The organism is Cellulosilyticum lentocellum DSM 5427 (assembly GCF_000178835.2).
GTDB lineage: Bacteria > Bacillota > Clostridia > Lachnospirales > Cellulosilyticaceae > Cellulosilyticum > Cellulosilyticum lentocellum.
Genome location: NC_015275.1, coordinates 1,806,192 through 1,826,558, shown reverse-complemented (window position 1 = coordinate 1,826,558; position 20,367 = coordinate 1,806,192). Strand labels below are relative to the sequence as shown.

General features: G+C 32.7%; 14 protein-coding genes, 1 pseudogene and 1 riboswitch. Of the genes and pseudogenes, 1 reads left to right on the top strand and 14 read right to left on the bottom strand.

Annotated features, from left to right (window positions below; translation table 11 throughout):
- Window positions 1–33: 33 nt before the first annotated feature.
- The 10 genes from prmC to tsaE form a co-directional block, all read right to left on the bottom strand.
- The gene (prmC, locus tag CLOLE_RS08305; RefSeq protein ID WP_013656651.1) at window positions 34–906 is read right to left on the bottom strand and encodes a peptide chain release factor N(5)-glutamine methyltransferase; all 873 of its coding nucleotides are present in this window, start codon (window positions 904–906) and stop codon (window positions 34–36) included.
- The gene (locus CLOLE_RS08300) at window positions 893–1,816 is read right to left on the bottom strand and encodes a DUF1385 domain-containing protein (protein WP_013656650.1); all 924 of its coding nucleotides are present in this window, start codon (window positions 1,814–1,816) and stop codon (window positions 893–895) included. Before CLOLE_RS08300 ends, prmC begins: the two co-directional genes overlap by 14 nt.
- A 250-nt stretch (window positions 1,817–2,066) precedes the next feature.
- Entirely contained in the window at window positions 2,067–2,267 is a 201-nt protein-coding gene (gene rpmE, locus CLOLE_RS08295; RefSeq protein WP_013656649.1) for a 50S ribosomal protein L31, read from the bottom strand.
- Between the two features lie 126 nt (window positions 2,268–2,393).
- A complete protein-coding gene (gene rho / locus CLOLE_RS08290; RefSeq protein ID WP_013656648.1) occupies window positions 2,394–3,761 on the bottom strand; it encodes a transcription termination factor Rho in 1,368 nt (455 codons plus the stop codon).
- Between the two features lie 116 nt (window positions 3,762–3,877).
- A complete protein-coding gene (locus CLOLE_RS08285) occupies window positions 3,878–5,581 on the bottom strand; it encodes a GGDEF domain-containing phosphodiesterase (RefSeq protein ID WP_013656647.1) in 1,704 nt (567 codons plus the stop codon).
- Between the two features lie 173 nt (window positions 5,582–5,754).
- Entirely contained in the window at window positions 5,755–8,094 is a 2,340-nt protein-coding gene (locus CLOLE_RS08280; RefSeq protein WP_050794674.1) for an ATP-binding protein, read from the bottom strand.
- A 152-nt stretch (window positions 8,095–8,246) separates the two neighbouring features.
- Window positions 8,247–10,457 (bottom strand): copper amine oxidase N-terminal domain-containing protein, encoded by a 2,211-nt coding sequence (locus CLOLE_RS08275; RefSeq protein ID WP_013656645.1) that lies wholly within the window; start codon window positions 10,455–10,457, stop codon window positions 8,247–8,249.
- Between the two features lie 213 nt (window positions 10,458–10,670).
- A complete protein-coding gene (gene rimI, locus CLOLE_RS08270) occupies window positions 10,671–11,114 on the bottom strand; it encodes a ribosomal protein S18-alanine N-acetyltransferase (RefSeq protein WP_013656644.1) in 444 nt (147 codons plus the stop codon).
- Window positions 11,095–11,805: a tRNA (adenosine(37)-N6)-threonylcarbamoyltransferase complex dimerization subunit type 1 TsaB gene (gene tsaB, locus CLOLE_RS08265; protein WP_013656643.1), complete on the bottom strand. Its 711-nt coding sequence runs from the start codon at window positions 11,803–11,805 to the stop codon at window positions 11,095–11,097. The genes rimI and tsaB overlap by 20 nt, the downstream gene beginning before the upstream one ends.
- A 7-nt stretch (window positions 11,806–11,812) precedes the next feature.
- Window positions 11,813–12,232, bottom strand: a complete 420-nt coding sequence (tsaE, locus tag CLOLE_RS08260) for a tRNA (adenosine(37)-N6)-threonylcarbamoyltransferase complex ATPase subunit type 1 TsaE (protein WP_013656642.1) — start codon at window positions 12,230–12,232, stop codon at window positions 11,813–11,815.
- Between the two features lie 193 nt (window positions 12,233–12,425).
- Between tsaE and CLOLE_RS22405 the strand changes: the two are divergent.
- Window positions 12,426–13,845, top strand: a pseudogene (locus CLOLE_RS22405) (IS3 family transposase).
- Window positions 13,846–13,959: 114 nt separating this feature from the next.
- Here the strand turns inward: CLOLE_RS22405 and CLOLE_RS08245 are convergent.
- The 4 genes from CLOLE_RS08245 to CLOLE_RS21800 form a co-directional block, all read right to left on the bottom strand.
- Window positions 13,960–14,586, bottom strand: coding sequence for an ECF transporter S component (locus CLOLE_RS08245; protein ID WP_013656640.1), 627 nt, complete (start codon window positions 14,584–14,586; stop codon window positions 13,960–13,962).
- A gap of 110 nt (window positions 14,587–14,696) precedes the next feature.
- A riboswitch (FMN riboswitch) is annotated at window positions 14,697–14,819 on the bottom strand.
- Between the two features lie 53 nt (window positions 14,820–14,872).
- Window positions 14,873–17,008 (bottom strand): Tex family protein, encoded by a 2,136-nt coding sequence (locus CLOLE_RS08240; RefSeq protein WP_013656639.1) that lies wholly within the window; start codon window positions 17,006–17,008, stop codon window positions 14,873–14,875.
- 68 nt (window positions 17,009–17,076) lie between these two features.
- Complete coding sequence (locus CLOLE_RS08235) at window positions 17,077–18,588, bottom strand: sensor histidine kinase (RefSeq protein WP_013656638.1); 1,512 nt, start codon at window positions 18,586–18,588, stop codon at window positions 17,077–17,079.
- Window positions 18,589–18,606: 18 nt separating this feature from the next.
- Window positions 18,607–20,187: a HAMP domain-containing sensor histidine kinase gene (locus tag CLOLE_RS21800; protein WP_050794673.1), complete on the bottom strand. Its 1,581-nt coding sequence runs from the start codon at window positions 20,185–20,187 to the stop codon at window positions 18,607–18,609.
- Window positions 20,188–20,367: the final 180 nt, after the last annotated feature.

The window sequence follows — 20,367 nt, the reverse complement described above, 5'->3', positions numbered from 1 at the left end:
GATTACTTTTTATATCCTTAAATTATTTATCTATTAATTCATAAACCATCTTGCTGTAATGACCCGGTCATTACCAGACAAATCTGGTAAGAGTTTAACATCGCTATAACCTTCTTCTTTGAGTATAGTTGTTACCGCTTTACCTTGATTATATCCTATTTCATAAGCAATAACGCCACCCTTTTTTAAATAGCTTTTAGCTGCTTTTGATATGCGTTTATAAAAACTCAAACCATCACCCTCATCTGTTAAAGCCTCACGTGGTTCATGACCTATGACTTCTATCATTAATGTCTCTACCTCTTCCTTTGAGATATAGGGTGGATTAGAGACAATTAAATCTACCTTTTCTTCTTCGGCATAATTCTCTAAGACGTCACTCTTTAAAGTATATATACGCTTTTCTAAATCATGCTTTTGAATATTATGTCTGGCTACCTTTAATGCTTCTTCTGAAATATCAATAGCACACATGGTTAGTTCTTTAATATAATAAGCTAGTGTTATGCTAATACACCCGCTTCCTGTACCTATATCTATTCCTCTCTTAAAAGAAAAATTCTTATTTTGCTCTAATAATTCTTCTATCAAAGTCTCAGTATCTTGTCTAGGAATAAGTACATGCTCATTGACCTGAAATTCTAATCCCATAAATTCTTGAGTACCAGTAAGTTGTTGAAGTGGAATGCCACTACTACGCTTTTCAATAAGTGATTTATAAATCTGCTGCATTCCCTCATCTAACCTCTTTTGCCTTTCTAGTAACAGCTGTGTTTCATTAAAAGCCAGAACATATTTCATTAAAAGCTTTGCATCTATAGCACTATCTGGCCTACCTTTTTCATCTAGAATTTCCTCGCCCCACTTCATCCATTCAAAAATAGATTGTGGGTTACATAGGCTCATGTTTAAAAACTCCTTCTATAGCTGCAATAGCTACTTCAATTTGTTTATCATCTGGTTCAGCTGTTGTAAACTCTCTTTGAAGCCACATACCTGGCTTACTTAGTAAATTAGCCAATTTATTTTCAGGCTTTAATCTAGCCCATCTAATAAATTCATAAGAAATACCTGCAATAACAGGCAACATGCCAACACGAATAACGGTTCTTATCCATACACTTTCTGTTGTAAAAACACTATACACGAGAATACTCACAATCATTACTACAAAAAGAAAGCTGGTTCCACAGCTTTTATGTAGTCTTGTACAACCTTTTACATTTTCCACATTAAGTTCTTTATCTTGTTCTAAGCAGTTAATGCATTTATGCTCTGCTCCATGATATTCAAAGGTACGTCTAATATCTCTCATTTTGCTAACAAGTTTCATATACCCTAAAAATAATGTAATACGAATGGCACCTTCAATTAAGTTTTGTACCACTAAGCTAATATCAATAAAACGCTTAAGTAATGCACTTAAAAGCATAGGTAATACCATAAATAATCCAATAGATAGTGCAAAAGAAAGCACCATCACAAGTGCCATGATGATTTTCTCACCTTTTTCACCTAATTTATTGGATAACCATATTTCAAACTTACTAGGAGTCTCCTCAACTTCTTCATCACCATAAAGTTCTGCTGAATAGTTCAGGGTTTTTACTCCTAAAATAAGGGATTCTATAAAAACTGCTACCCCTCTTAAAAGAGGCCATTTAAAAATCTTTACACGTTCCATAATGCTTGTTGATTTTTTAGAATCTACAACAATGTCACCGTCGGCTTTTCTTACAGCTACTGCATAATAGCTTTTTCCTTTCATCATAACGCCTTCTAATACAGCTTGACCACCAATATTTACTTTCGCCATCACCTTACCTCCTTATCCTAAAATATCTTTCTATTTATATTGCATTCTCTATTATACATGAATACCTGTGATTTTTAAATAAACAGAGTTCTTATTTCCGATAGTCATTTTCGATTTGAAATTCAGAAATCTTTATTCCTAGACGTAGTAACCTTTACTCTTATCTGAAAAAATAGTGTATGATGGATACTAGTTGCTGGATAAAGAAAAAAAGGGTTGAGACCATCCTCTCAACCCTTGATCGTGATATTTACATACCGAATTTTTTGTTGAATTTATCAATTCTACCTTTAGCTGCTGCTGCTCTTTGTTTACCTGTATAGAATGGATGACATTTTGAACATACTTCAACGTTGATAGATTCTTTTGTTGAACGTGTTTCAATAACAGTCCCACAACCGTTGCAAGTAACAGTTACTGCTTCATATTTTGGTTGGATTTCTTTATTCACTAAAATTCACCTCTTTCATGACACTGTTCTATGTTAATTTTAACTCTAGCAATTTTGTGACAACATGGGTATTATATCATGTCCCATATCTGTTTGCAAGTAGCTTACCTATAATTCACCGGAAATTTACGTACTTTTTTTCATGCGTTCTACAAATTCTTTGTTACTTGTATAACGTAGCATAGAATTAATAAGATTCTCCATTACCTCTGATGTATGATTACGACTTAAATCTTTACGAATATTATAAACCACATTCATTTCATCAGATGTTAAAAGTAAATCATCACGGCGTGTTCCTGATTTGTAGATATCAATAGCAGGAAAAATACGTCTTTCTGATAAAGAACGATCTAGTACGAGTTCCATATTACCTGTTCCTTTAAACTCTTCGAAAATGACATCATCCATTTTACTTCCTGTTTCCACTAAAGCTGTGCCCAAAATCGTTAAGCTACCACCATTTTCAATCTTTCTAGCTGCCCCAAAGAATTTTTTTGGCATATGAAGCGCTGCAGGATCAAGTCCACCTGAAAGTGTTCTTCCACTTGGTGGAATGGTTAAATTATAAGCTCTTGCCATACGTGTAATACTATCTAATAAAATGACTAAATCTTTTCCTTGCTCCACCATTCTTTTAGCACGTTCTAATACCATTTCCATAACTTGTTTATGATGCTCTGGTGGTTCATCAAAGGTAGACGCAATTACTTCTACATCTTTTCCTTGAATAGAACGCCTAATATCCGTTACCTCTTCCGGCCTCTCATCTATCAGGAGTACAATCAAGGATACATCTGTATGATTGTAGGTAATCGCATTAGCGATTTGCTTAAGCAAAACGGTTTTACCTGCTTTAGGTGGTGCTACTATAAGCCCTCTTTGCCCTTTTCCTATAGGTGCCATTAAATCAATAATACGTGTAGATAGAATATCTGACTCTACTTCTAATTGAAGTCTCTCTTTAGGAAATACAGGTGTAAGTGTTTCAAAGTTAGGGCGATACTTAGCCTTTTCAGGCCTGTCTCCATTCACTTTATGCACATACAATAAAGCCCCTGCTTTCTCGCCTTCTTTAGGCTTTCTCATATCTCCTTCTATCCAATCACCCGTTTTTAAATTAAAACGCCTGATTTGAGAAATTGAAACATAAATATCATTTTCACCGCGCATAAAGTTTTGAGATCTTAAGAAGCCATAGCCATCTGCCATGATCTCCAAAATACCTGCTCCTGTCATACGATCACTTTTTGATAAGTGGGTAACCTCATTGTTATCTTGAGTCAGCATGGTTTCTTCTGTTTCTTCTGTGGGTATTATCTGCTCTTCTATAATCTCTTCGACGATCACTTCTTCTGGCTCAACAAAAGAGGAGTTATTATTATTTAAGCTAGCCACTAACTCACTTTTGCGCATTTTATTTATATTTTTCATGCCTAGCTCCTTAGCCTTTGTTCGAAGCTGAACTAAGGTCATTTCTTCCCAATCACTCATTCGTTAATAACTCCTTTGATTTAACTATTTATCACTTTTCTTCTTAGTGTATCATATCCCTAGGTTTTTTTTCAAGCACACCCTGAAAAAAGTGATTAACAAAAAGCTTGCTCAAGCTATAAGCAAACTTTTAGATACTTGTTTTCTATTTGCTGCGCTGTAATAGGACGATCCCAGAAGAACCCTTGACCCATCTCACAACCTAAAGTACTCATTACATAAAGTTGTTCTTCACTTTCAATCCCCTCTGCTATGGTATGTAAATTAAAGGTCTTGGCAATCGCAATAATAGCTTCTACAATTGCTCTATCCTCGGCATTTTCTACTATTTCTCTAATAAAAGAAATATCAATTTTTAAATGGTCAAACATAAACTTTTTTAAATATCCAATCGAAGCATATCCTGTGCCAAAATCATCAATAGAAATAGCGAACCCATAGTTTTTAAGTTCTTCAATAATCAATTGAGCAATCCCAATATCCTCCATAACCATCGTCTCTGTAATTTCTAATACAATATATCGTGGTGGAATACCATAGCTTTCTAAAACCTTTTTAATATTTTTAGCTAAATGAGGATTTTTAAATTGTAGCGCTGATAAATTAACAGATACGGGAACAACATTATAGCCGCGTTCAATCCATTCCTTTAACTGATGACATACTTTATCTAATACTTTCATCCCTACTTTTTCAATCAAGTTCATCTTCTCTAAAGCACCGATAAAGCTAGCTGGAGAAACGATCTCCCCATTTCTTTTTTTTCTTCTAAGCAGTGCCTCCATACCTACTAAGTTTTCACTAGCTAATTCTACAAAAGGCTGATAATAAACTATAAACTCATCATTTTGTACTGCTAATTGAAGTTCCTTTTCAAAGAAAAAGCTGTTCTTTACTTCTTCCTGTATTCCTTTTGTATAAAAGGTATATGTTGTATAACCTAATTCCTTTTTAGCTTTAGCTAAAGCAATTTGTGCTTGTTCAATAACTTGATAACCTAATAGTGAACTATCTGTATAAAGAGATACTCCTGCTCTAAATTCAACGTACATGGAGCTGTTATGAATCTTGATAGGCTCTTCCATAGCTACTTGTAATAGTTGAAGAAATTCCGCCACTTGCTGCTCACTGCTAATCTCTTGTTGGATAATGGCAAAGCTATTACCACTATATTTAAAGATTTCTTGATGATTATTAAGATGTTCTTTAATACGTTTTCCTACCTCTTTTATAATGCGATCACCAATATTCATCCCATATACATTATTAATTTCGCCTACCCCTTTAATGTCAATAATGATAACTGCGAATTGTGTATGATTACTTTTTGACTTTTTCACTTGTTTCAACGTACTTTCAATAAAAACTTTTTGATTAGGATAATGTGTTAAGGGGTCAAAATAATTTGCCTTATATACCTCTTCCTTTAACTGCTCTGTATTAGTAATGTCTTTTGATAAACAAACATAATATTCTAGTCCCTTTTCATCCCAAATAGTCGTTAAGGTATTTGCGAGATAGATCCGTTTATTTCCTTTTACGAATCGATTGGTGACAAACTCGAAGCGTTCCCCGTTATATATAAAGTTTTGTATATGTTGTAAAGTTACATCGTCGGATAAATCTACACCTACAAACATACACATATCATCACCTAATACTTTATCCTTATCACTATTGCATGCCAAATAGACCGTTTGATTGGCATAAATAATCTTACCATATTTATCTCCAATAATAACCCAATCTTCAATTTCTCCAATAACTTTTTCTAATATTTTTGCTAAAACAGCTTTATTAACTTCTTGTGTCTGCCCCATACTTCACCTCGCTGTACAATACCAACTTTACCCTTATAATATTTTAAATAATTATATCATGTTTTACATTAATGGAATAGTTTTTATAATGCTTTAACTAAAAATTTAACAATTAATAAAAGAGGTGTTGTAGTTATATTTACAACCCTCTTTTATTACTCATCAAATCTTTATTAATTATTAAATTTTTTTAATTTATTTTTTACTAAAGTAATAATTTCTTGCTTCTCTTTATCAGTCATTAGTTCCATTCCCTCCCACACATGGCTAATGGGATAAATATGAAATTCTCCTTTGTGAACAGCTTCTATAATTTCTTCTTTTAATAGTAAATCCTTAATATTTTGTTTTGGAATAATGACTCCCTCATTTCCCTTTAGGCCTCTTTGCTGACACACCTTAAAAAATCCCTCTATTTTTTCATTAACGCCACCAATAGGCTGTATCTCTCCAAATTGATTAATAGAACCTGTAGTTGCTAAACTTTGCTTAATAGGAAGTTCTGCTAAACTTGATAATACACCATATAATTCCGCACTTGATGCACTATCGCCATCTATCTGTCCATAACTCTGCTCAAAGCAAATATTACAACTTAAAGATAGGGGAATATCTTGAGCAAATTCATACCCCAAAAAACCTGTTATAATATGAATGCCTTTGGTATGAATAGCACCACTTAATTCAGCTTGCTTTTCTATATCTACAATACCTTGCTTTCCTCTATAAGTGGTTACTGTAATCTTGATCGGCCTCCCAAAGCTATATTTTAGTACATGATAAACTGCCAAACCATTGACTTGACCTATTCGTTCTCCTTCTGTAGTAATTAAATACGACTCATCTTTAAATTGTTCATCTATTTTTTCTTGTATTTTTAGAGAATAATTATTGTGACTTTTTAGTGCCATTTGTATACACTTATCATCAATAGCTTCTTGCGCATATAGGGTTGCCTCTCTTAAGATATCCACTAAACTATCAATGTCACTTGGTAACTTAGTTATAGTTTCCTGCTGTCTATTTCCATATTCTACAAGTTTGAGTATTCCTTCAATCGTTACTTTTGGTAAGTGTTCTTTTCTACATACATAGCTAATGGCGCCTGCTAATTTTTTAATAGTTTCTATATCACTAGATAATTCTGATTCAAAATAAGCATGCACTTTAAACAACTTTTTAAAATCATCATCCGCCTCATATAGCATATGATAAAGTTCTTCACTTCCTAATAAAACAACCTTAACATTAGCCCAGGTAGCCTCAGGTCTTATAGGATTGGATAATGCAATATTTAACTCTTCATTTCCTTCCACACGTATCTTCTCTGTTTTTAATGCTCTTTTTAAGCTAATCCACATGTTAGGATTCTCAACTAACCTTTGCATATGCAAAACTAAATAACCTCCGTTAGCATAGTGAAGTAGACCTGCTCTTATTTGCGAAAAATCACTATGAACTGTGTTAAGCTCTGTATCAAATAGCAAGCGTCCTGTTAGGTTAAGGTGTGGCCACTCATCATCTACAATTACAGGAGCACCATTTATATTCTCTTGAGAGACAATTAGGTTAAACACATACTTCTTTGTTAATTTATCTATCCCATTCCCCCCCAGCCAAGGAAACATTTCTTTAAGGCTATCTTTCTCTTCTTCCTCTGTACCACTTATTAATTCCAGATGTCCTAGTAAGTCTTCGGCAATTCCATTAAAATAACTTATGAGCTTTGGAGTATCCCCATACCTCTCTTGTAAATATTTAATTAATCTTCCTATCTCTTGTAATACAATTTCTTGATTAATATCTTTAAAAAGTTGCAGATATTTTTCTTCTTCTTCTTCAATATTCTTATTGATAGATTCAGCCGCTTCATAAAGTTTTTCTAGTTTAGCTTGAATTTGTTCTTTTTCTTCTATCGATAAATTACTATACTCACTTTTTGAAATAGCCTTTCCTTCTTCATCTTTAGGCGTAAAATAGATCCCTTCATTAGTAGTCTTTACCAACATATAATGGCTATCAGCTAGTTCATTCAATGCCATCATTTGCTCACTTTTATACTTTTCAAATGCATCTACTAAAATTTCTCTTTTTTTCTCAATTTCAGGAGTTTTAAGCTTTTTAGGTAGTTCTTCGATAATAAAAGCTATCATTTCTTGTATATCATCTTTTAATTGCCATGCTACCTCAGCTTTGAGTTCAATTAAACAAGGCTCCTCTGGATTAGAAAAATTATGAACATACCCCATAGCAAGAGGGATACTTTTTTGCTTAGCTACTTTTTGAAGCTCCTCTTTAATTGCTCGTTCTTTTTCCTCACTATCTATACCACAAATATAAAGATTAAATCCCTTAGCTTCAATCTGAAGTGCTTTTTGAATCATCTGCAGGGCATTTTCCTGACCAATAACCGTCTCACAAGGTTTAACTTCATCTGTTGTAAGAAAAGAAAAATCAGAAGGTTGGTATAAACGTTTTAGTTCATGCCACTTTAGCTCTTTACTGCTGTTCATATAATCCCCCCCTGCTATTACTATATTCATTGGGGCCTATATTATTTCGCAATTATTACATTATTTTATTTTTTTTCTTTAAATTTGACAATTAACCAAAAACAGAGGGGATATCCCCTCTATTTTCTAAGCTGCTTATTTATTTGCTCTAACTAGTTATCCCAGTAACTTGCTGGTATAAATCCTAAAAGTACTGGTGCGGAAGAACCATTTGGTAACATATACTCAATCGTTTTAGTTTCTCCTGCCTTAATTGTTCCTAACGAAACTGCTTTTGCTGTATTACTATAGATATTACCTACCGTTGGTATATTATAGACACCCATATTCTGCCACTCTATAGCGCCTCTAAACATATCTGCTCTCGGATTAAGGATAATACCTGTATCTTCTTTAGCCGTAATAGTAATATAATAAGACACCCCAAAATTTCCCTTGTTTTGAGCAGGTTCATTAGATAGAGCATCATAACCTTTTACCCATTCTTCTTCTCCTGTCCCAATGAGCAGCTTTTCTGGTATACTTCCGTCTAATACTATCGAATAGTTAATCCCAGTTGTGTCAAAGGTTCCTCTAGGATGTACTTCCTTCAAAAAAAGTTCCATTCCATCCATACTACTAAGAGTACTCCATGCTGATACTGAAGCAATAGTAAAAGTAACATCTCCTGTTGTGTTAACATCCATTAGCCCAGATATACAACTTCCTTTAATCCATTTTGTACCTGAATCATAAATATATTGCTTTTCGCCTGGAGCTAATGTTATTGTTTCTGTACCACTTCCTGTCAAATAATCATTTAACATCTTTTGACCTAAATATAAAATATCATTTACAGGTCCTCTAATCGTTTTATTACTTAAATTAACTGTAACAGGTACAGCTGTTTTATTTTCAGCCACTATAACAAGGCGTTTATTACCACCCATAGTACTCATTTCACTAAAATTATTAATATGATGTAATAATATTCTACCTGCCCCTTTTATGCTATCTCTATAAAGAATACCTTCTCTAGATACGACCTCAGGCGAGTCACTCATTAACATGGTACCGGGTACGGTTGTTTTATTTAACACCTCTATATCTTTATAATCACGATAATTAAATCCTTGGTAATTATCAATAATATCTCCTACATGTCCCTCTGTAAAACGAAAAGCTAATTCCTTCTTAACTACTTCATCTGTAATATGTACACTTGTTTCTACTAATTCACTTCTATTACCATAAGCATCATCTAATTGGAGACTAATAATGTAAGTTCCTTCTGTAAACAAAGCATCTGGCTTACCTAAAATAGCTTTTGATACAGGTTCACCTTCTTTACGATAAGTCCATTTTTGATTTGTAATAGCTTCCCAATCCTCATTGTTATAAAAGAACTGATACCTAATATCTTCACCTTGTGCATACTCTTTTTTTTCTGTACCTAAATAGGTAATAACTGGGGCTTCATTAGGTAAAATAGTAATTTCTTGATAAGTCCAATCACTCCAAAGCCCATATTGATCTTGCACTTGAAGGCCTATAGTATAAACACCAGCTCTAGGTGTCTTAAACATATTACTTAATTCTTTATTGGTTAGTGTTTTTTCTCCTACTACACTCCATAATTTATCTACTAATTTATGCCCATCGGGATCATAACTAGTACTTGTAGCACTTACAACTTGGCCTGCTACATAGCTAGGCTTTGAAAAGGTAAAGCCTGCTATAGGTTTTGTATTAGGCCCTTTGTCTGGTCCAGTTAATGTAATCATTTTAGTGGCTTTATCATAGGTAATACTTATATTAAAATGATCACTCATAAATCTAAGTGGCAATAAAGTTGAACCATTTTTTACGATAGGTGGTGCATCTAGATTAACAGCTACCCCATCTACCAGAGCAGTAGTTTGACCAATCGTCACCACAATTTCTTTGCCTTCTTTGGTTACTGTAATGGTTCCCTTTTCCGGCTCCCATTTAAGCTCTGCTTGTAGTACTTGATCTACAATAAATCTAAGCGGCAAATAAGTCCTTCCTTCTATAGCAATAGGTGCGGTGTTTAAAGTATATGGATTGCCATTTACAGTAGCAGTATTCTTATCTAAAGTAAGTATAATCTGATCACCTTTAATGTAACTTGGTTGTTCTGGTTCTTCACTTGGTAAGCTAGGTTCTTCAGTAGGCTGTGGACTAGCTTCTTGTTCTGGTGTTATTTCCTGTTCTGTTAATACTTCTAACTGATTTTCTTCATTAGTATTTTCAGTTGCAGTAACCGTTTGTGGAACTGTTATAGTCGTTTCTGCTCCCCATACTACATTGTTACTTAACAATAAGCTTACTGCAACTATTAAACAATTTAACTTTCTTTTCATAGCAAACTCCTTTATTTTCTAGTTTTTATCTTGTAACCTTCTTGTTTTCTTTCGCATATTATTTTGGACTTTATTCATTATAGCATAAATCATTAACTTTTTAATTTTTATGCTTGTCTGTTGTGAAACTGTAATCTATCTGTAATACAATAAAGACAAATAAAAAGGGAAGTATCATTCCTTGATGTTTAATGTAAGAAATGATATTTCCCTTTAAAATTTATATTGCATAATAATGGCATCTTCAATAGGTTGCTGATAATAATTTTTTCTTATAGCGATTTGATGAAATCCAAACTTTTCATATAATCCTTTAGCAGCCACATTACTGACCCTTGCTTCTAGATGTACTATTGTCAGCCTTTTTTGCTTAGCTATTTGCAATAATGCTTCTAAAATAGCTTCCCCTATACCTTGCCTTCGATAATCACCATCTACTGCAATATTAGTTATTTCGCCTTCATCCATAACACACCATAGACCACCATAACCTATAATCTGCCCATCTATTTCTGCTACCTGATATTCAGCTAAAGGATTACTTAATTCTTTTGTCAGTGCTTCGAATGACCAAGGTATACTAAAACACGCCTTTGATAAATCGTAAATAGCTTTAACATCCTCTATAGTCATCTTTCTAACATTTACGTTTTTCACGTTCTTCTTTCTCTCTTTCGGCTTGAGATTTACGTAAGTACATAGGAACAAATTCTGAAGCATCTACTACTTCACCCTTTTTAAAATACGTCCCAGCTACTTCTGCTAGAGTACTTGCATGTTGTAGATTTAAAAATGTAGGTGCAAAAAGTGCTCTTTCACCTAGAACTTCTTTGATTTTCTGAGCATAAGTATCAACACCATCACCCAAGAAAATGATTTTGTCCATTTTTTGCTTCAGTTCTTCTAAATGTTCATCCATATCACAAGCCTTATACTCAGTAAGTTTTATAAGTTCCTCTGCTTCCCACTTATACAAGGCTGTATAAACTTGATTTCGTCTAGCATCCATAATAGGACAGATAAGATGCTGGGTATGTGTCATATTATGTGCTATAACATCTAGGGTTGGTATTCCTATAATAGGTAAATCCAAAGCCAACGCTAGTGCTTTTGCAGTTGTCACGCCTATTCTCAATCCGGTAAATGATCCTGGGCCACTTGTTACAGCAACAGCATCTAAAGTCTCTAAATCTATCTCAAGTAATGTTCTCATATGCTCTAGCATAGGCATGATTGTTTGTGAATGAGTCAATTTATCACAAATATAGTACTCCCCTACTAAACGATCTTCTTTAATATAAGCAACACTTCCTGCTATGCCTGATGCATCTATTGCTAACAAATTCATACGCCACCTACCTTATTGTTATTTTTCTATAATCAAAACCTTTTTCTAAGTCTTTCTCTATATCAATCCAAATAGCTTCTTTAGGAATGACATCAGATACATTATTAGCCCATTCCACTAAACATACTCCTTGTCCATAGAAGTAATCCTCATATCCTATCATTTCAAGTTCATCTGGATCTTCTATACGGTACATATCAAAATGATAGAGTGGTTTTTCTCCATCATAAACTTGTACAATAGTAAAAGTAGGGCTTGTAATGGGTTCTGTAATACCTAATCCTTCTGCGAAGCCTTTTGAAAAAACAGTTTTACCTACACCCAAATCTCCTATTAAACAATAAATTGCTCCCTTTTTACTTGCTGCTGCTAATTCATAACCAATATCAAAGGTTTGTTTTTCACTATTACTTTCATAAACTGTCATGATTTTTTTCCTCTCTCAACGTGTCACACTTCATCATTTTAATACGGCTTACTTAAACTTTCAACACCCAGCAAGAAATATTAACTAATAAATGATAAGAGAAATATAAAAAGAAGCCATACCAGAAGATTAAATCTGTACCGACCCCCAAAAGTTAGACCAAAAATCTAACGATTGGGAGGTCGGTATTTTTATGACAAAACATAGTTTTGAGTTTAAAAAGAAAGTGGTTTTAGAATACCTAAACGGTGAAGGTGGAACACCTTATCTTTCAACAAAGTATGGATTAGGCTCTACTTCACAATTACGCAAATGGATTAATGCATACAAGGAATTCGGAGATGCAGGATTAATGCGTTCAAGAAAAAAGAATATTACTCTTTTGATTATAAACTTCATGTTGTAGAATTATATTTAACAAGTGAGGTTTCGTATCAAGAATTAGCTATTCAAGAAGGAATTAATAACCCAGCATTGATTTGTAACTGGGTAAATAGATTCCAAGTGGCAGGTCTTGATGCTCTAAGACCTCATAAGAAAGGTCGGAGAAAAACATTGGAAAAGACTAACTCAAAAGATGTCACGCAACTTACAAAAGATTTTACAGTAGATACGAGCATGGAACATGTACGAGAATTAGAAGATGAATTACTTAAACTTAGAATAGAGAATGCCTTTTTAAAAGAACTGAGGAGACTGCGTTTAGAGGACGAAGCAAAAACGAGAGACTTGCTAGGGTCATCAACAGTCTCCGAAGACAATTCAAACTAAAAGACCTTCTCTCGTACAGTCAAATGCCTAAGGCTACATATATGTATTGGCAAAAGCGTTTTAATAAAGAAAATCCAAACAAAGAAATTGAGGATAAGATTTTAGAAATACATAAAAATAATAAGAACTATGGATATAGAAGAATGTGTGGAGAACTTCGGAATCAAGGATATATAGTAAATAAGAAGAAGGTTCAAAGAATTATGCAGAAGTTCAACCTTCAGGTTACATCATTTACTAGAAAAAGTCGAAAATACAGTTCCTACAAAGGTAAAGTTGGAACTGTCGCACCAAATAGAATTAGAAGACGTTTTAACATGAATATACCTCATCAGAAGATAACAACTGACACAACAGAATTTAAATATTATGAGATTGATAATAAGGGTCATATGACTACGCATAAGCTTTATTTAGATCCCTTTATGGATATGTGTAGTGGTGAAATAATGAGCTTTGAAATGGGTAGACAACCATCGGCTCAGAATGTTATGAAGGCTTTAGAAAAAGCAATAGAGATTACTTCTGATTGTCCATATCGTAGAACTTTTCATTCAGATCAAGGGTGGGCTTATCAAATGAAAGCCTATTCAAACAGACTGAAAGAAGAAAAAATATTTCAAAGCATGTCAAGAAAAGGAAACTGTCATGATAATTCAGTAATGGAGAATTTTTTTGGTTTGCTGAAACAAGAAATCTATTATGGTGTTGTGTATTATAGTTATGAGGAATTAAAATCAGCAATAGAACGATATATAAAGTATTACAATGAAAAAAGAATAAAGCAAAAACTAGACTGGCTCAGTCCTGTGCAATACAGAATTAGCCTCTTAGCAGCATAAAAATGCGTAACAGACTTATCAAAAATCTGTTACGCAATAAAAGTCTAACTTTTTGGGGTCACATCAATCTCTTCGTGTAGCTTCTTTTCATGTCTGTATTCTTTAACTCAATGACTATCCGCGTATATGATAACCGAAATGCTTAATAACAGGTTGTAAGCCTTTTACAATAATAATACTTACAACAGATACAACACTACCTTTTAGTAAGTTAAAAGGAATAAAAGAATAAAGAATAAGAGTTCCTTTATCTACTATACCTGAATAAATAGCATTTCCCATACCAATAATAGCATCCATTGGCATAAATAACTTTGCATACATAGGAACTGTAATAAAATAATTCACTATAGCACCTGCTAAAGTCAAGCCAATGATTCCTACACAAATACCTATAGTAATGGTCTTGAAATCCCTTTTTTTCATAACCATCAATGAAAGAGGTAAAATGTAGCCTAAAGACACAACCATATTAGCTAATTCTCCTGCATAAGCCGTATTAGTTTGGAAAAGGACTACTTTCAAAATATTTTTTAAGATAACAATAACGAAACCTGCTAATGGATGAATCGTTAATACCCCAATAATGGCTGGCACTTCACTAAAATCTAGTTCTAAAAAACTAGGGAAAATCATAGGGAGCTTAAGTGCACCAAATTGCATTAACAGCACTGCTATAACTGATAATAGTGCCATCCTCATCATATTTTGTGTGGTAAATAGTTTCTTTTCATTTTGCATATTGATATGCCTCCTAATACTATGTAGTTTTAGCAATAAAAAAGCAACCCATTCTTCTTTTGGGTTGCTATAATTCTTACCATTAAAATACACTTTAATAGGTAGATCTTATAACTCTTCTACCATCCAGACTTTACTGTCGGTCTTGGAATTTCACCAAGTCAGTGCACCATAAGATGCAGTCGCGGACTATCACCGCCGGTAGGGAATTTCACCCTGCCCCGAAGAATTGTGTTACCTTTTATTTACTTGCATAAATATTAACATACTTTTTTGTTTTTACAAGTTAGGATTTCATGCTTAATGCAATTTTATTTTTAATAGTGTCTACAGATAAAATAGATACCTCGACAATATCTCCTACTTTAACCACTTCTAAAGGATGTTTGATAAATTTATTACTCATTTGAGAAATATGCACTAAACCATCTTGATGCACACCAATATCAATAAATGCACCAAAATCTACAATATTACGTACTGTTCCTTTTAACTTCATACCTTCCTTTAAATCCTTGATTTCTAAGATTTCACTATGAAGAATAGGTTTTGGCATATCTTCGCGAGGATCACGTCCAGGCTTTTCTAATTCTTTAATAATATCTTGTAGCGTAGGTACACCTGTACCTAATTGCTCTGCTAAAATTTCAATATTACCAACTTTCTCATGTAGATTTTTAAAATTTCTGGCTTTTAATTCATCTTTTCCATATCCAACTACTTTAAGTAATTCCTCTGCCACTGCATAAGATTCTGGATGAACTCCTGTAGCATCTAAAAAGTTTTTTCCATTAGTAATACGAAGGAAACCTGCACATTGTTCAAACACTTTAGGACCTAGCCCTTTTACTTTCTTAATCTCACTACGGCTTTTAAAAGCTCCTACTTCTTCTCTATAAGCAATAATATTCTGTGAAACAGTTTTCTTAATGCCTGCTACATATTGCAATAAGGAAGCTGAAGCTGTATTAATATCCACACCTACTTCATTTACTGCACTTTCTACTACGCCACCTAAGGACTCCTCTAGACGTTTTTGATTCATATCATGTTGGTATTGACCCACACCTATTGCTTTAGGATCAATCTTAACGAGTTCAGCTAATGGGTCTTGAAGTCTTCTAGCAATAGATACTGCACTTCTTACGCCTACATCATCATTAGGAAACTCCTCAGTTGCTAAAACTGATGCAGAATAAACAGATGCGCCTGCTTCATTAACAATAACATAATGAATCGTTTCATTTATTTCTTGTAACATATCAGCTACGAACTTTTCTGTTTCTCTAGAAGCAGTACCATTACCAATAGATAAAAGATCAACCTTATATTTTTTAATTAAATCCTTTAATACCACCTTAGCTTCTTCTGTTTTATTTTGAGGTGCTGTAGGAAATACAACTGTCTTATCTAGTTTCTTTCCCGTCTCATCTACAACAGCTATTTTACATCCTGTTCTAAAAGCTGGGTCTATCCCCATTACTTGATGTCCCTTAATAGGGGCTTGCATTAAAAGTTGATAAAGATTTTTCTTAAATACCTCTAATGCACCATCTTCTGCTTTTGCTGTTAGCTCATTTCTAATATCACGTTCAATTGCTGGTGCAATGAGTCTCTTATAACTATCTTGAAGCATTTCTTCTAATAATAGATGCGTTGTACTTTCCTTTATAATGACTTGACGTTCTAAATAAGTCATGATTTCTTCTACTGGTGCTTCTATTTTAACGGTCAGTACCTTTTCTTTTTCTCCTCGATTAATAGCTAAGATACGATGTCCTGGCATATTACTTAACTTTTCATTATAGTCATAGTACATATCATAAACAGTTTGTTCTTTTTCATCTTTAGCTTTAGTCACTATAAGACCTTTGCTAAAAGTTGCTTTTCTAATATATCCTCTTAAGTCTGCACGATCAGATATTTCTTCAGCTAAGATGTCTTTTGCACCTTCTAAGGCCGCCTTCACATCACCTACGCCTTTTTCTTCATCTATATAATCTTTTGCTATAGTCTCAATATCTGATACTTGTTGCATTTTTATCAATTCTGCTAAAGGTTCTAATCCTCTTTCTTTAGCAATTGTTGCTCTTGTACGTTTCTTCGGACGATAAGGTAAATATAAATCTTCTACCTCTGTAGCTGTAGTAGCCATTTCGATAGCTTGTTTTAATTCTACTGTCAGCTTTCCTTGCTCCTCTATACTTTTAAGTACTTGCTCTTTACGTGCTAACAGGTTTTGCAAGTAGGTATAGCGTTCTCCAAATTGACGAAGTATCTCATCATTAAGTCCCCCTGTTAACTCCTTTCTATATCGTGCTATAAAAGGAATTGTGTTTCCTTCATCAATGAGCTTAATCGTATTTTCTACTTGTGTTCTCTTAATTTGCAATTCATCTTGCAAAATCTGTACAATGTTCATTTTAACTATTCTCCTTACTTTTCCTTGTTGTTACCTTATCCTACCATAAAACAATTTTAAAATATAGTCTACTCTATAACATAATGAGACTTAATAGTGCCTATTAAGTCATCTATATTGTTTTCTTCTAATATCACTTCTTCTACTTCTTTGAGCCTACTTTTTCTTATATATAAGGTAAGTTCCATTGCTTCATCTTCTCTTCTAACTTTAATATGACTCTCATGTAATTTAAGTATATAGTAAAATAATTCTACTGCCATGATACTATCAGCATTATACGTTTCAACTTCATCCTGATGTATGATGTACTCTTCAATAGATCCCACTTGTGAATGAGATAACTTAATTTGTATCTCATCCTCTAATAAATCCTTCATTTCTATATAAATTTCACCCTTATCTTTTCTCGTCTTAAATGTAGCATAAATCAAATACATCATTATTTGCTGAAAAAGCTGCTTATCCACCTGATTATAAATTTCTTCTTGCTCGGGATTAAAAATAAGATTTGCATCTGCATATTCTTTAGAATAGGCCTCTACTACATTTTCCACAAGTGCTACAAGGTTATACTTGTTATAAATAACTTCGATATAACCGCCTCGCAATTTATGAATATCTATCATATTTCTTATGATTCTCATTGTCTCATTGCAGTACCTTCTCATTTCTTTTAAATCTTCCATAACTTCTTTTTGATTTCCGAAATCCAATCTTAATAGGTCAGTAGCGCTATTAATCACATTAATAGGTGTTTTTAGCTCATGGGATAAGTTTACAATCATATCACGATAATACGCATTGTCATTAAGGCTGTACTCAGCTTTACTTAAGTTAGTTACCTTTTCTCTCCATGGCTCTTTCCAGCAAGCTAAATAAGCACATTTTAAAATATAATAATACTCCATAGTACCAAGCAATATAAAGGGTGGTAATAATAAGGTATCTTGGCTTATATATTGATAGGACATCATGAAATGGTTGATTACTTTGCAAATTAAAAAAAGAAAAAAGGCCTGATAACTCTTAGATTTATATCTATCTTTATATAAAACAACTATGATTAAGCAGAAAATACCAATAAGTATCATAAGTCCTTCTAAAATCACCTTGCCTCCTATGTAGCTTGTAGATTGCCCTACAATCGGGAATATAAAACCGGAGAAAGTAATAACACAAAAGCCTAAACTTATTAATATGGCACACCCTATTGCACCTATACGCTTAAATAACCATATATAACAAACACAAATACACCATAAATCCAGTAAGTTTAATTGTATTCTTGAATTTATAGCATTAAAAGGAACATTAATTTCTAATAATAGGGTTACAAATATAAAAATAATGACCATATTCTTATAAATAGCTGTAACAGAAATAATTTTTAATATATTAATCTTATTCTTTTGTTGATTAGTAATCAAATACGCTCCCATACTAAGAGTCGTTCCTATAATGCCAAATACGAATTGAAAAAAATATATACTACTCGTACTGAAACATACTTTTATCACTACATAAAGTAGAGCAACTGCCAACCATTCAATCATCATTTCCTTATGAGTTTCATTCATTTTTTAACTCCCCTATTGTTACATACCTAAATCGGAAAATTCTACTTCTATTTTCTTTTGTAGGACTTTTTCATCTGCTTTAAGTGCTTTATAGGCTTCTATCTTATTACTATCACAAATTGGTAAGCTAATACTTACTAAAGTTCCTTTATTTTCTGTACTAAGAATCTTAATCTCACCTCTATGTATCTCAATAATTGATTTGACTATAGCTAATCCTAATCCACTTCCCTCTTGTATTCTAGCAAGCCCCGAATCTCCTCGCTCAAAGCGATTAAAAATAGTTTGAAGTTTTTCTTTTGGAATACCAATCCCTGTATCTTTAACACATAAAAAAGCTCTTTGTCTTTTTTCAGTTACATAAACTTGAATACTTCCTTTTTGTTTATTATACTTAATGGCATTCGATATAAGATTAAGCACAACACGTTCTATAGCTTCACAGTCTATATCACAATAAATGGGATGTTTATTCATTTTATATTCTAACGTAATCCCTAGTCGTTCCATATAAGGCTCTATGGATGCAATGATTATTTCTACTAGCTCTGAAAGATTAGTTATTTGAAGACAAATACTAACCTTTCCTTTTTCAATATTATTTAAGTCTAATATGTTTTTACTAAGTTTTGTTAATCTATTACAGTTGTTTGAGATTTTTTCTACATATCTAATATTAGAATAGCAAGTTCCTGATTCTAATTTTATCTTTAGCTGCTGAGCTTTTGCATTAATCTTCTTTACTTCTTTCTCAATAATATTAGCAGATTTAATAAGTAATTGATTTTCAAAATCCTCTTCATCTAATTGTTCTTTCTTGATATCTATACCTTGATCCATTTCTTTCCATACTATAGTCAGTGTGATATGCTCAATAAAATTCAGAATACAAATATAACATATAACAGAAGCTATTTGTCCTACCACAAAACTTATTAAAGATCCGTTTATACTAAATACAATTAATAAGCCATGAGATATCACTTGTAAGGTCATAAATACACACCAATAATACTTAAATATTTGAACATGAGATTTAACCTTATTAATACAAACTATGTTCCCTAATATAAGTATTAATAAACTAAAAACATGTGCAACAATACTAAGACTTTCATAGCTATATTGACGCACTAAAAAATCCACTGGTGTATACTCAGAAAATAAATAAATACACATTATGCTACTCAATAACACTTCATATTTTATCCATTTGATCATTTGAACTTTTGATGTAATGAACAATACACAAATAAGAACCCATAGAATCTCAGATAAACTAATAATCCATCTCATTTTTAAATATTTTATATTGTGTTGCCAGTTAACGCCATTATTATATAAATCTAAAGAAATAATCATTGCGAAAATAAGTAAAAAATAACTAATCGCCAAATAGCTTGGTCTAAAGTTTTCTGCTGTATCTAAATTATTCAAAGCTACAATTAACATACTTGTAGCAAAGATAATTTTCAAAAAATCGCAAGTATATTTAGTAAGTAATACACTTTGTTCATATGAAATTTGTAATTTTGTAATGCCTATTAAGTAAACAAACCCTACAGCAATAATACTTATAATTTCTAGATTTTTTTTCAAATCTATTCCCCTCTTTATCCTCGAACTATACATCTTATTTCTTTCTATAACTGTAATTTTATTATATATTAACATTATTCTTTATTTTTTACAATTTTTATATATTTCTTCTTATATACTTTAATCTATCTATAGGCTCTACCACTACAGAAAATATAAAAGGTAATTGCTCTATTCTCT

Excerpts from the sequence above, each read along its gene's own strand:
- prmC (WP_013656651.1), bottom strand. The coding sequence starts at position 906 with ATGAGCCTATGTAACCCACAATCTATTTTTGAATGGATGAAGTGGGGC.
- CLOLE_RS08300 (WP_013656650.1), bottom strand. The coding sequence starts at position 1,816 with ATGGCGAAAGTAAATATTGGTGGTCAAGCTGTATTAGAAGGCGTTATG.
- rho (WP_013656648.1), bottom strand. The coding sequence starts at position 3,761 with ATGAGTGATTGGGAAGAAATGACCTTAGTTCAGCTTCGAACAAAGGCT.
- CLOLE_RS08285 (WP_013656647.1), bottom strand. The coding sequence starts at position 5,581 with ATGGGGCAGACACAAGAAGTTAATAAAGCTGTTTTAGCAAAAATATTA.
- CLOLE_RS08280 (WP_050794674.1), bottom strand. The coding sequence starts at position 8,094 with ATGAACAGCAGTAAAGAGCTAAAGTGGCATGAACTAAAACGTTTATAC.
- CLOLE_RS08275 (WP_013656645.1), bottom strand. The coding sequence starts at position 10,457 with ATGAAAAGAAAGTTAAATTGTTTAATAGTTGCAGTAAGCTTATTGTTA.
- tsaB (WP_013656643.1), bottom strand. The coding sequence starts at position 11,805 with ATGAATTTGTTAGCAATAGATGCATCAGGCATAGCAGGAAGTGTTGCT.
- tsaE (WP_013656642.1), bottom strand. The coding sequence starts at position 12,232 with ATGACAGTTTATGAAAGTAATAGTGAAAAACAAACCTTTGATATTGGT.
- CLOLE_RS08245 (WP_013656640.1), bottom strand. The coding sequence starts at position 14,586 with ATGCAAAATGAAAAGAAACTATTTACCACACAAAATATGATGAGGATG.
- CLOLE_RS08240 (WP_013656639.1), bottom strand. The coding sequence starts at position 17,008 with ATGAACATTGTACAGATTTTGCAAGATGAATTGCAAATTAAGAGAACA.
- CLOLE_RS08235 (WP_013656638.1), bottom strand. The coding sequence starts at position 18,588 with ATGAATGAAACTCATAAGGAAATGATGATTGAATGGTTGGCAGTTGCT.